12 protein-coding genes are annotated in these 11,391 nt (G+C 73.2%); 6 read left to right on the top strand and 6 right to left on the bottom strand.

Annotated features, from left to right (window positions below):
• Nucleotides 1–195: 195 nt before the first annotated feature.
• Nucleotides 196–963: a molybdate ABC transporter substrate-binding protein gene (gene modA / locus AB0H71_RS20970; protein ID WP_357023236.1), complete on the bottom strand. Its 768-nt coding sequence runs from the start codon at nt 961–963 to the stop codon at nt 196–198.
• Between the two features lie 141 nt (nt 964–1,104).
• Between modA and AB0H71_RS20965 the strand changes: the two genes are divergently transcribed.
• A complete protein-coding gene (locus AB0H71_RS20965; protein ID WP_357023233.1) occupies nt 1,105–2,301 on the top strand; it encodes a GNAT family N-acetyltransferase in 1,197 nt (398 codons plus the stop codon).
• A 64-nt stretch (nt 2,302–2,365) separates the two neighbouring features.
• Here the strand turns inward: AB0H71_RS20965 and AB0H71_RS20960 are convergent, their stop codons facing one another.
• Nucleotides 2,366–3,013: a hypothetical protein gene (locus tag AB0H71_RS20960; protein ID WP_357023230.1), complete on the bottom strand. Its 648-nt coding sequence runs from the start codon at nt 3,011–3,013 to the stop codon at nt 2,366–2,368.
• 18 nt (nt 3,014–3,031) lie between these two features.
• On the opposite strand from AB0H71_RS20960, the gene AB0H71_RS20955 reads away from it, so the two are divergent.
• Complete coding sequence (locus AB0H71_RS20955) at nt 3,032–3,262, top strand: hypothetical protein (RefSeq protein WP_357023227.1); 231 nt, start codon at nt 3,032–3,034, stop codon at nt 3,260–3,262.
• On the opposite strand, the gene AB0H71_RS20950 is transcribed toward AB0H71_RS20955, so the two are convergent.
• Complete coding sequence (locus AB0H71_RS20950; protein WP_357023224.1) at nt 3,259–4,941, bottom strand: hypothetical protein; 1,683 nt, start codon at nt 4,939–4,941, stop codon at nt 3,259–3,261. The two genes, AB0H71_RS20955 and AB0H71_RS20950, sit on opposite strands and share 4 nt — an antisense overlap.
• Nucleotides 4,942–5,116: 175 nt before the next feature.
• On the opposite strand from AB0H71_RS20950, the gene AB0H71_RS20945 reads away from it, so the two are divergent.
• The 3 genes from AB0H71_RS20945 to AB0H71_RS20935 all read left to right on the top strand — a co-directional run bounded on the left by AB0H71_RS20945 (nt 5,117) and on the right by AB0H71_RS20935 (nt 7,828).
• Nucleotides 5,117–5,887 (top strand): CPBP family intramembrane glutamic endopeptidase, encoded by a 771-nt coding sequence (locus tag AB0H71_RS20945; protein ID WP_357023221.1) that lies wholly within the window; start codon nt 5,117–5,119, stop codon nt 5,885–5,887.
• 62 nt (nt 5,888–5,949) lie between these two features.
• A complete protein-coding gene (locus AB0H71_RS20940) occupies nt 5,950–6,801 on the top strand; it encodes an alpha/beta hydrolase (protein WP_357023218.1) in 852 nt (283 codons plus the stop codon).
• A 103-nt stretch (nt 6,802–6,904) separates the two neighbouring features.
• Entirely contained in the window at nt 6,905–7,828 is a 924-nt protein-coding gene (locus tag AB0H71_RS20935; protein ID WP_357023215.1) for an aldo/keto reductase, read from the top strand.
• A gap of 6 nt (nt 7,829–7,834) precedes the next feature.
• On the opposite strand, the gene AB0H71_RS20930 is transcribed toward AB0H71_RS20935, so the two are convergent.
• Nucleotides 7,835–8,188, bottom strand: coding sequence for a metalloregulator ArsR/SmtB family transcription factor (locus AB0H71_RS20930; RefSeq protein ID WP_357023213.1), 354 nt, complete (start codon nt 8,186–8,188; stop codon nt 7,835–7,837).
• Nucleotides 8,189–8,193: 5 nt separating this feature from the next.
• On the bottom strand, nt 8,194–9,429 hold the full coding sequence (locus tag AB0H71_RS20925; protein ID WP_357023210.1) for an MFS transporter: 1,236 nt from the start codon (nt 9,427–9,429) through the stop codon (nt 8,194–8,196).
• A 63-nt stretch (nt 9,430–9,492) separates the two neighbouring features.
• Between AB0H71_RS20925 and AB0H71_RS20920 the strand changes: the two genes are divergently transcribed.
• A complete protein-coding gene (locus AB0H71_RS20920; protein WP_357023207.1) occupies nt 9,493–10,113 on the top strand; it encodes a class I SAM-dependent methyltransferase in 621 nt (206 codons plus the stop codon).
• On the opposite strand, the gene AB0H71_RS20915 is transcribed toward AB0H71_RS20920, so the two are convergent.
• Nucleotides 10,100–11,359: a cytochrome P450 gene (locus tag AB0H71_RS20915; RefSeq protein WP_357023204.1), complete on the bottom strand. Its 1,260-nt coding sequence runs from the start codon at nt 11,357–11,359 to the stop codon at nt 10,100–10,102. The genes AB0H71_RS20920 and AB0H71_RS20915 overlap by 14 nt on opposite strands.
• Nucleotides 11,360–11,391: the final 32 nt, after the last annotated feature.

Genomic DNA, 11,391 nt, shown 5'->3' with positions numbered 1-11,391 from the left:
CCGGCTGATCCGGAGTCGGACGAATGCAATCGACCGGGCACTCGGAGACGCAGCTCGCGTCATTGCAACAACGCTGCGTGATTACGTAGGCCATGCGCTCGCTCCTCGTGTCCGTGCCGAGACGGGGCACCCCGGCGGGTGACGCCTCTCATTCTGCACGAATGTGGTTCTCGACGCGAGAGCATGACATTCTCGTCAGGGTCTGTCGAATCCGGCGGCGGTGAAGACCGGGCCGGCCTGCTCGGAGGTGACGAACTGGACGAACGCCGCCGCGGCGACGGCGTTCGGGGCCGCGGCGAGCGGCGCGATGGGGTAGTCGTTGACGGCGCTCGCGGCCTCGGGGAACTCGATACCCTGCACCTTGTCGCCCGCCGCCCGCACATCGGTGCGGTAGACGAGCGCGGCGTCGACCTCGCCGAGCGTGACCTTGGTGAGCGCCGCCTTCACGTCGGCCTCGCGGGTATCCGGCTGCGGGGTGATGCCCGCCTGCTGGAAGACGGTGGCCGCGGCGGCCCCGCAGGGCACCTGCTCCGCGCAGAGCGCGATCTTGGGCTCGGCCCTGCCGAAGTCGGCCAGCCCGGCGATCTTGCCGGGATTGCCCGCCGGGACGGCGATCTCGAGCCGGTTGCGGACGAAGGTGACCGGCTCGACGGTCACGTCCCCGCCGTCCCGCACCTGCTGCATGTTCCTGGGCGCCGCGGCGGCGAAGACGTCGGCGGGGGCGCCCTGGCCGATCTGCTGGGCCAGCGCGGAGCTCGCGCCGAAGTTGTAGACCACCCGCACCCCCGGGTGCGCGGCCTCGAACTGCTCGCCGAGCTCGGTGAAGGTCTCGGTGAGCGAGGCGGCGGCGAAGACGGTGACGGTGCCGGAGACGGCGTCCGCCGCCGCGGGCTCGGCGTCGTCGGTGCCGCACCCGGCGACCACGGCAACCGCGGCGACGGCGGCCCCCAGCTTGCGCAACATGTCCGACCTCATCCTGTCCGGCGGCAGAGCCGCAGATACGAAACAAGAGACATCTTATCGGCGCATCCACTGGAACGAGCGGCCAGAAGATCCGCGGCTGCGCTGTGCCGAACCGTCAACGGCGGTCGTAGAGTCGATGCGGTGACGATCGAGATCGAGGTGGCGGCGAGCGAGGCCGAGGTCGAGGCGGCGGCCGAGGTGTTCCGGGTCGCCATGGTCGGCATCCCGCCGCGGCGGGTTCCGGCGAGCGAGGTGAACGAGCCCGGCCGCACCCTGCTGGCCAGGGTGGACGGCGTACCGGTCGGCACGGCGACCGCCTACACCGGCGGGCTGGTGGTGCCGGGCGGCGCGCGGGTGCCGCACGCCGGGGTCACCCGGGTGGGGGTGCTGCCGACGCACGCCAGGCGCGGTATCGTGCGCGCGCTGATGCGGCGGCAGCTCGCCGATATCGCCGAGCGCGGGGAGGTCGTGGCCGGGCTGCGCGCCACCCAGGGCGGCATCTACGAGCGGTTCGGCTACGGCGTCGCCAGCCGCTCGGCCGCGGTGCGGGTCGACACCGCCGCGGCCCGGCTGCGCCCGACCCTGCCCCCGTCCGGGCCGGTGCGCTACGCCGAACCGGCCACCTCCTTCGAGACGCTCGCGAAAATCCATGCGCGGCTCGACCTCTCGCGTCCCGGTGAGATCGACCGTTCCCCGTACTGGTGGCGCACCCGCGAGCTCTTCGACAGCGGCGATTCGCACGTCGTGCTGCACGGCGAGCCCGGCGCCGAGGACGGCTTCGTCCGCTACCGCGCGGTCGACACCGCCGACTGGCCGCGCAGCACCGGCCGCGCGGTGCGCGTCGGCGACCTGGTGGCGGGCTCGCCGGTGGCGCTGCTCGGGCTGCTCCGCCACCTCTTCGCGCTGGATATCGCGCACCGCGTCGAATTCCCCCTGGTGGCCACCGATTTCCCGCTCGCGGAGCTGGTGACCGACGCGCGCGCGGTCACCGTCACCGGCATCGGGGACGAGACCTGGTTACGCCTGGTCGACGTGCCCGCCGCGCTGTCGAGCCGCGGCTACGGCCCCGGCGAACCGGTGCTGCTCGGCATCACCGACCCGATCCTGCCCGGCAACTCCGGCACCTACCGGGTCGGCGCCGGGGAAACCGCCCGCACCGACGCGGAACCCGAGCTCACCGCCGACGTCTCGGCGCTCGCCGCCGCCTACCTCGGCGGCACCCCCTGGCGGCACCTCGTCCTCGCCGGCCGCGCCACGGAGCGCGGCCCCGGCGCCGCGGCGACCGCCGACGCGCTCTTCGGCACGCCCGCACCGCCGTTCAGCGGCACTTTCTTCTAGGCCCGTCCGACGGCTCGACACCGGCCGCCTCGCGGCAGCGCGCGCCCGGCCGCCGCGACAGCCTCTACTCCGGCGGCGTCCGCACCGCGATCTCGCCGCTGAGCGTGTGCCCGTCGAGCAGCTTCAGCCGGTCGCCGCTCCAGAACTTGCCCGGGTCGTACCAGTCCGGGCTGCGCTCGGCGCCGAGCAGCCCCATGGCCTGGTAGGTGGCGGCCACGATCTCCGCGCAGTACGCGTTCTCCACCTCGCTCGCCTTCGGCGGCCGGGAAGACCGGCGCGGCAGCCGGACCCGGCCGCGGAACCAGCGCGCGGTGAGCGTCGCGGTCGAGGGGAAGGGGGTGCCGTTCAGCCGGGCGATGGCGCGCAGCGCGCCGTCCTCGCGCTCCCGATCGGCGGGCGGCTCCAGCTGCCGCAGCCACGCCTGCTGGCCGTAGCGGTTCGCCCACACCAGCACCGCGTCGCGCAGGTTGTGCAGCTGGGCGCCGCGGTGCGCGGTGCCCGACCACATGTCCGGCAGCGAGCGGCCCAGCTCGGCGTGCCAGATCAGCGCCGGTAGGTCGTCGATCGCGACCGCCATGCCGACGTGGTTCACCGGAGCATTGGTCAGCGTCCGGATCATCCGATCGGCCGTGGAATGACCACGGAACAACCAGATGTCACCTGTCCTGGTGATCTCGACAGCCCGATCGAGATCGATGTCCACACCCGCCATACCCGTAGCCTAGGCGGTATGAGGTGGTGGAAGGTGTTGGGTTTGGCGGGCGCAGCGGGCGTTGTGGCCACCGGCGCGGTCGTGGTGCGCGGCGAGCGACGCCGCCGCGCCTACACCCCGGACCAGGTCAGGGAGCAGCTGCACAGCCGGTTCGCGCAGGCGGCGGCGGTGGAGGCGGCGCCGCCGCCCGCCGCGGAGTCGCGGCTGGCGAAGGCGCGGACGGCGATCCGCCGCCGCTTCCGCCGCTAGCGCGTCGCGAATTCGACGAGCCGGGCGGAGACCGGCTCGGGTGACCCGTCCCGGCGCGAATCCGGGTCGGCGGTGACCAAGTCGAGGTGGTTGTAGCCGGCCAGCTCGATCCTGGTGTCGAGCGGGCTGCCCGAGTCCGGCAGCGGAATGCCGCCGCTGCCCTGCAGGGTCAGCATGGGCAGGGTGTTGATGCCCTGCGGGTGCAGGTGATGCGCGGTGATCGAGGGCGCGGTGGTCTGCTGCAGGTCGAAGGCGATGCGGGAGGGGAAGTACCACTCGGTGAAGTCGAGCGGCGGTTCGCAGAGGGTGCGGGCCAGCTGGGCGATGGAGGTGACCTCGCTGCCGGGGTTGGTGTAGGGGGAGGTGCCGGGGGTGACCTCGTCCCAGTCCAGCCAGCGGTAGACGGTGTCGGGGGCGTAGCGGGTCGGCGAGACCTTGGGGGCGTCGCCGAAGCCGCCGAAGCCGAGCGGGCCCCGGGCGATGGCGTCCGGCAGCGGGAAGTCCTTGGGGCCGATCGGGCCGCCGGTGACGAAGCCGGTGCTGGCCTGGAGGAAGCCGAGCGGCTGCGAGTTGTCGTCCAGCAGCGCGCCGAGCACCGCCTCGTTGCTGGCGGTGAGGTCGCGGGCGTCGGGGGAGCCGGTGAGGAAGGCGGCGGCGTTCTGCGAGAGCAGGGTGCGCAGGGTGAGGTCGATATTGGGGTTGTCAGGGAGGCGGCTGACCAGGTCGTTGACGCCATCGGGGGCGAGCCGCGCGGCGAGCCCGGCGAGCGCGAGCAGGTTGGTGGTCTCCGGGTTGATCACGGCGGGCAGCCGGAGTACCGGCAGCGCGGTGTCGAGTTGCAGCGAGAGGTTCTCCACGCCGCCCGCGATGCCGGGCGGGATGGCGGGGATGTCGATGCCGCGCAGCCCGAGCCCGACCCGGATCACGGTGTCCAGCGCGAACCAGCCGCCGCACTGGTTGTAGCCGGCATCGTCGGTGGTGGCCGGGTTGCCGTCGAAATCCCAGCCGGCGAAGTAGCCGGTGACGAAGCCGCCGAGGGAGTGCCCGCCGCACAGCAGCTTGCGCTGCCGCAGCTGCTGGTCGGGGAGCTCCAGGCGGAGCAGGTCGTACTGGTCGCGCAGGGTCTGCTCCAGGCCCTGGTCGCGCAGCCAGTCGGTGGCGGCACCGTCGGCGTAGCCGGCGAAGCGGCGGCCGTCCACCTCGGCGCCGGCGAAGTAGTAGTTCGTGGCGGTGCCGAAGTCGCCCGCGGCGAGCGCCGCCCTGGTGCCGGTGTGGTCCTCCAGGCAGTTGGAGCGCCGGTCCAGTGCCCAGAACTCCAGGTGGATGCCGAAGCGCGCGGCCAGCGCGACGGTATTGCGGGCGACGCTGTCGAAGGCGCCCGCGCCCTCGAAGATCCCGGGCTGGGCGACCAGGATGCGGTCCGCGGCCGCCGGGTCGCTTGGCCCCGACGCGGAGCGCCAGCGCAGGTAGGAGAGCTGGTCGCAGGCGGGCGGGTGCGGGAGCGCGGTGGGCGGCAGCGGGACGTCGCGGGTGACCACCGTGGAGATCACCGAGGTCACCGGCGAACTGGACGGGTACCCGGTTTCGGTGCGCCCCGGCTCCGCCGCCGCCGGTGCCGCGCCCGCGGCCGAAATCCCCACCAGCAGCGCGCACACCGCGCTCGCCACTCGACCCCGCATCGTCGCTGTCCCTTCGGCCGTGATCCGCACATGCAACCCCGGAAGGCGGTGCCATCGGACGGTACCGCCCCGGGATGATCCGGATTCACAAAGGCGCCCGGTCGATCGCTGTGAAGCGGCACAGGGGTTCGTGCGTGAGAATGGCTGGGAGTTAGCCGATGGATCGAGGAGCAGCATGGCCGAGCGTGTGCAGGGACCGCCCCGGGACCGCTTCGGCCCCCGGGTCGAGCGGCCGGACGGCGTCGACTTCCCCTACTACGCGGGCGAACCGATCGGGCTCGGCGCCCGGCAGTGGGTGCTGGCCTGGCTCTCGGTGGCGGTCGGGTTCGCCGCGCTGGTGTTGCTGCCGCAACCGGACAGTATCGCCGCGCTGCTGCCGCGCGCGCTCTTCGTGGTGCTCCCGCTGGCGGTGCTCGCGGTGCTGGCCCGGCCGTACTGGTCGGCGCTCTTCCGGCCGGTGCGCGGGCGCGACGTGCTCACCATGGTGGGCTTCGGGGTGCTGAACGTGGTGGTCAGCTCGGTGCTCGGGCTCCTGGTCGCGGCGGTTTTCGGCGCGAACGCCAACCCGGCCACCGACGGCATCGAGGGCGCGGGGGAGGTGCTGGCGTTCTACCTCGGCACCGGAATCCAGCTGGTCGGCGAGGAGCTGTTCACCGTCATCCCGTTCCTGGCGCTGCTCTACTTCCTCACCCGGCGCGGGGCCGTCTCCAGGAAGACCGCGATCGCGGTGGCCTGGCTGGCGACGGCGGTCTGGTTCGGCGCCGCGCACCTGCCCACCTACGACTGGAATTTCGCGCAGTGCTTCATCGTGATCGGCGGTGCCCGGCTGGTGCTCACGCTGGCCTGGATCCGCACCAAGAACCTGTGGGTCTGCTCGGGCGCGCACATCCTCAACGACTGGGTGCTCTTCACCCCGAGCGTGCTCGCCGCGGCGGCGCTCGGCTGAGCGATGAATCCGCGGGGGCCGCACCGTCGAATACAACGCAGCCCCCGAGCAGAGGAGTCACCGTGCCCGAGACCAGGACCGTCGCCACCGCAGGCGCCACCATCACCTACGACGTGCACCCGGGGTCCGGCTCCGGGCCCGCGCTGTTCGTTCTCGGCTCGCCCATGGAGGCGGCGGCATTCGGCGCGCTCGCCGGGTACTTCGGCGACCGCACCGTGCTCACCTACGACCCGCGCGGCGCCGGCCGCAGCCCGCAGGACGAGCCCGGCGCCGAGGTCGACCCGGCGCAGCACGCCGACGACCTGCAGGCGGTGCTCACCGCGGCGGCGCTCGGGCCGATCGATGTCTTCGCCACCAGCGGCGGCGCGGTGAACGCGCTGGCCTGGATCGGCAGGCATCGGCCGGAGCCGGTGCGGACGCTGGTCGCGCACGAACCGCCGGTCGCGCAGTTCCTGCCGGATCGGGACGAGGTGAACGCGGTGTGCGCCGATATCTACGCCACCTACCAGGCGAAGGGGGAGGGGGCGGCGATGGCGAAGTTCATCGCGCTGGTCTCGCGGCAGGGGCCGCTGCCCGCCGGGTACGCGGCTGCCCCGGGGCCGGACCCCGCCGCCTTCGGGCTGCCGGACACCGATGACGGCGTGCGGACGAATCCGCTGCTCGGGGTGAACATGCGCGGCTGCGGGCGGTACGAGCACGACCTGGACGCGCTGCGCGCCGCGCCCACCAGGATCGTGCTCGCCTCCGGCGCCGATTCCGGGGGCGAGCTGGCCGCGCGCGGGGGCGAGACCTTCGCCGCCGCGGGCGGTTTCGAGCACGTGCTGCTGCCGGGCGGGCACATCGGGTTCCTCGGCGGGGAGCACGGGGAGTCCGAGGCTTTCGCGCGCGCCCTGCGCGACGTCCTCGCGCAGTGAGTCCTTGCCGCGACGCTGCGGTACCTGCTCGCGCGCTGAGCCCGGCACCCTCGTAGCCGCCGCCCCGCGCGCTGAGCGTGCCCGGCTCGTAGAGTCGACCGGCATGGAGACTCGTCGGCTCGGCGGCGACGGCCCCGACCTCTCGGTGGTCGGGCTCGGCTGCAACAACTTCGGCATGAAGCTGGATCTCGCGGCGGGCGCTGCGGTGATCGAGGCCGCGCTGGACGCCGGGGTCACGCACTTCGACACGGCGGAGATGTACGGCGGGGGCGGCTCCGAGGAGATCATCGGCGCCACGCTCGGCGCCCGGCGCGACGCCGTGGTGCTCGCCACCAAGTTCACCCCGCGGCCGCGGGACGAGCCGTACCGGCCCGGCATCCTGCGGGACCGGATCGTCGCGGCCTGCGAGGCGAGCCTGACCCGGCTCCGCACCGACCGCATCGACCTCTACTACCAGCACTACCCCGACCCGGCGGCGCCCGTCGAGGAGGGGCTGGCGGCGCTGGACGACCTGGTGCGGGCCGGCAAGGTGCGGTATTTGGCCTCGTCGAACGTCTCCGGTGCGCAGCTCGTCGCCGCGGCGCGGGCCGCCGAGCGGTCCGGTGGCGCGCGGTTCACCGGCACCCAGGTGGAGTGGAGCCTGCTGGTCCGCGAGGTGGAGCGCGAGGTGGTGCCCGCGGCGCGGGCCGAGCACCTCGGCATCGTGCCGTACTTCCCGCTCGCCTCCGGGCTGCTCACCGGGAAGTACCGGCGCGGCGCCGATTTCCCGCCGGGGTCGCGGTTCGCGCTGGCCGCCCGGTTCGCCGACCGGTACGCGGCCGACGAGAACTTCGAGCGGGTCGAGCGGTGGACCGCGTTCGCCGCCGAACGCGGGCATACGCTGCTCGAGCTGGCCATCGGCTGGTTGCTCGCGCAGCAGCCGGTGAGTTCGGTGATCGCGGGCGCCACCACCCCGGAACAGGTGCGGCAGAATGTCGCCGCCGCGGCATGGCGGTTGAGCGCGGAAGACCTTGCCGCGCTGCCGTAGCGGGTGTCAGTGGTGCGGGGGCTCGCCGGTGACGAGGTGGCCCGCGTGGTTCAGCCCCTCGCTGATGAGCCGGGACAGGTGCCCGCCGTGCAGGCGGTAGATGACCCGCCGCCCCTCGCGCCTGGTGTCGACCAGCCCGGTGAAGCGCAGCTTGGCCAGGTGCTGGCTGACCGCGGTGCGCGAGGCGCCGGACGCCTCGACGAGGGTCGAGACATCGGCCTCGCCCCGGCTGAGCAGCCAGAGCAGGTGCAGGCGGGTGGGTTCGGCGAGCATCTGGTAGACCCCGACCGCCGCGTCCAGCCGGGCCCGGTCCGGCGCGACCGGATGGCTCAGGCTGGCGTCCGGCTGCGGATCGGGCACGGTGCTCACCTCTTCCCGGTGACGGCCGGAGCCCGCGCGGCGGGTCGGCGGGCCGGCCACAGGCGGACGGCCGTGATGGTGGCGAGTGTAGCGACGAGGGTGAGCGCGGCCGCCGCGAACGCGTGTCCGGCGAGTGCGCCCGCCCAGCCCGCCAGGGGGTAGGTGAGCAGGTAGCAGGCGTGGGAGAGGGAGAACTGGGCGGTGAAGACGGGGGCGCGCTCGTCCTCGGCGGTGGTGTCGCGGATGAGCCGGGCCGCCGGGGTGGCGATGAGTGCGGTGCCCGCGCCGAGCAGGGTCCAGGCCGCGGCCAGCGTCGCCCAGTGCACTCCGGTCAGGAGCAGGACCGTGCTGCCCGCCAGTGCGCCGACGACCGTCGCCGCTCCGGCGAGCACGACCGTGCGATCCCGATCCCGGCTCCGGAGCAGCGCGGGCAGGAGCAGCGCCACCAGCATGGAACCGGCGCCGAAGCAGCCAAGCGCGACGGCGACGCCGGTATCGCCGCCGCCGAGCGGACCGCGCACGTAGACGACGGTGTTCACCAGGACGAGCGCGGTCGCCGCCGCGACGACGGCATTCAGTGCGAGCAGCCCGGCCAGCGGCGGCCGCGCCACCATGACCGCGGCACCCGCGCCGATTCGGGTGCGCAGCGGGGTGTTTCGCTCCGGAACGGGCAGCGCGGGTAGCGCGGTGCCCGCCACCAGCACCGCCGAACCGAGGAACCCGAAGACCGTGCCGACGAAGAGCGCGTTGTACCCGAGCACGGTGAGCGCAGCGGCCGCGAGCAGCGGCGAGAGCACCGCCTCCAGGTCGTAGGCGAGCCGGGAGAGCGAGAGCGCGGCGGTGTACTCGCCCGGCCGCGGCAGCACCGCCGGAATGATCGCCTGAAAGGCCGGGGTGAAGGTCGCCGATGCCGCCTGCAACACCGCGATCAGCACATACACCTGCCATACCTGCCCGGCGAACGGCAGCAGCAGCGCCACCCCCGCCCGCAGCGCATCCGCCGACACCAGCAGCACCCGCCGCGGCACCCGCTCGGTGCACGCCGCCACCACCGGCGCCACCCCGACATACGCCACGATCTTGATCACCAGCGCGGTCCCGAGCACCACCCCGGCCGACGGACCGGCCAAGTCGTAGGCGAGCAACCCGAGCGCCACCGTCAGCAACCCGGTGCCGGCCAGCGCCACCACCTGCGCGAGGAAGAGCCGCCGGAACGTCCGGTCACGAAGCGGAGCAAGCACTCATCCACTATATGTGCGCACAAGCGCACATGGTGGCTACCGGCAGCTGCCATGATGGAGCGCATGGCCGAACGCACCCCGACCAGCCACGAGCGCGCGACCGGGCGACCCTGGGACGCCTCCTACCGCGACGGCCCCGCCCCCTGGGACTTCGGCGGCCCGCAACCGGCGGTGGTGCGGCGCGCGGAGCTGTTCACCGGCCCGGTGCTCGACGCCGGCTGCGGCAGCGGGGAGAACGCCCTCTTCCTGGCCGGACGCGGCCTAGCGGTGCTCGGCGTCGACGTGGCGGAGACCGCCCTGGCGCTGGCCAGGGAACGCGCGGCCGAGCGCGGCCGCACCGCCGAGTTCGCGACCGCCGACGCCCTGCACCTGGAGAAGCTGAACCGCACCTTCCCCGAGGTGCTCGACTGCGGCCTCTTCCACACCTTCGACACCGCCGAGAGACACGCCTACGCGACGAGTCTCGCGGCGGTCACCGAGCGGACCCTGTTCCTGCTGTGCTTCGCCGACGAGGGCGACGACCCCGGCCCGCACCCGGTCCCCCGGGCCGACCTGGCCGCCGCCTTCAGCGCGGAGTCGGGCTGGCGGATCACCGCGGTGGAACCGGATCGGCTCATGACCCGGTTCCACGAGCACGGCGCCGCCGCCTGGTTCGCGACGATCGAGCGGGTCAGGCGGGGGTGAAGCGCGCGGGCAGCGATTCCAGCCCGCGGATCACCACGTTCGGCTTGTAGACCGGCGCGTCGTCGCGCAGTTCGATCTCCTTGACCTTGCGCAGCACCACGTCGAGCAGCACCTCCATCTCCAGCAGCGCCAGCGGGGCGCCGAGGCAGTAGTGGATGCCGAGGCTGAAGCCGAGGTGCTTCCTGGCGGGGTTCTTCGGGTCGGAGTAGCGGGCGACGTCGAGCCGGTCGCCGTCCGGGAAGACCGCGTGGTCCCGGTTCGCCGAGTTGATCAGGATGACGACGCCCTCGCCCTGCTCGAACTCCCGGCCCGCCACCGTGATCGGCCGGGTGGCCGCGCGGGTGGTCATCTGCACCGAGGGCTCCATGCGCAGCAGCTCGTCGGGTGCCGTCTGGGTGAGTTCCGGGCGGGCGCGGAGTGCGGCGATCTGGTCCTGGTTCCGCATGAGCTGCAGCATGCCGGTGCCGATGAGGTTGGCGGTGGTCTCGTGCCCGGCCACGAAGGTGGTGATGCAGGTGGCGAGCAGCTCCTGCTCGGTGAGCACGTCGCCGCGGTCCTCCACCTGGGAGAGCGCGCTGAGCAGGTCGTCCTTCGGGTTCGCGCGGCGTTCGTTCAGCAGCTCCCGGAAGTACCCCATGAAGCCGCGCGACCCGGCCGAGCGGGCGGTCAGCGCCTCCGGGGGCAGCGTGTAGTCGTGGTCGAAGCCGCGCGCCAGATCCTGCGACCAGCGGTGCACCTGGTCGTAGGCCTCGTGCGGCACGCCGATCAGCTCGCAGGCGATGATCAGCGGCAGCGGGTAGGCGACCTTCTCGATCAGGTCGAACTCGCCCGCCGCCAGGCAGTCGTCGACCAGCTGCTCGGTGAGCTCCTCGATGCGCGGGCGCAGCCTGGTCACCATGCGCGGGGTGAAACCCTTGGTGACCAGGTTGCGCAGCCGGGTGTGGTCCGGCGGCTCCATCCACAGGAACGAGGTGGGCAGCTCCTCGGGGGCATCCTCCGGCTTGACCGTGGGGTGCATCATCCCGGCCTCCTCGGCGTGGCTCCACGCGGTGGTGGAGAGCACCGCGGCGCAGTCCTCGTAGCGGGTGAGCACGTAGTGGCCGAGCGGGGTCTGATGCATCGGCCCGGCCTCGCGCAGTACGCGCGCGGCGGCGTAGGGGTCGGGGCGCCCTTCCGGGCCGAACAGGTGGGCGATGGCGTTCTCGATCGCGGAATCCTGCTCCGCGACCACCGTTGTCGAGTCCATGGGTCCCTCCGGTGTCGTTCGGTTGTGGTGAC

Source organism: Nocardia sp. NPDC050697 (genome assembly GCF_040654395.1).
GTDB lineage: Bacteria > Actinomycetota > Actinomycetes > Mycobacteriales > Mycobacteriaceae > Nocardia.
Note: the sequence above shows the minus strand (reverse complement) of the source record. Positions and strands in the feature narration are given on the sequence as shown.

What these genes read in the sequence shown, in the direction of transcription:
- AB0H71_RS20955 (WP_357023227.1), top strand. Translation starts at nt 3,032, where the DNA reads ATGAGGTGGTGGAAGGTGTTGGGTTTGGCGGGCGCAGCGGGCGTTGTG.
- modA (WP_357023236.1), bottom strand. Translation starts at nt 963, where the DNA reads ATGTTGCGCAAGCTGGGGGCCGCCGTCGCCGCGGTTGCCGTGGTCGCC.
- AB0H71_RS20935 (WP_357023215.1), top strand. Translation starts at nt 6,905, where the DNA reads ATGGAGACTCGTCGGCTCGGCGGCGACGGCCCCGACCTCTCGGTGGTC.
- AB0H71_RS20960 (WP_357023230.1), bottom strand. Translation starts at nt 3,013, where the DNA reads ATGGCGGGTGTGGACATCGATCTCGATCGGGCTGTCGAGATCACCAGG.
- AB0H71_RS20920 (WP_357023207.1), top strand. Translation starts at nt 9,493, where the DNA reads ATGGCCGAACGCACCCCGACCAGCCACGAGCGCGCGACCGGGCGACCC.
- AB0H71_RS20915 (WP_357023204.1), bottom strand. Translation starts at nt 11,359, where the DNA reads ATGGACTCGACAACGGTGGTCGCGGAGCAGGATTCCGCGATCGAGAAC.
- AB0H71_RS20950 (WP_357023224.1), bottom strand. Translation starts at nt 4,941, where the DNA reads ATGCGGGGTCGAGTGGCGAGCGCGGTGTGCGCGCTGCTGGTGGGGATT.
- AB0H71_RS20945 (WP_357023221.1), top strand. Translation starts at nt 5,117, where the DNA reads ATGGCCGAGCGTGTGCAGGGACCGCCCCGGGACCGCTTCGGCCCCCGG.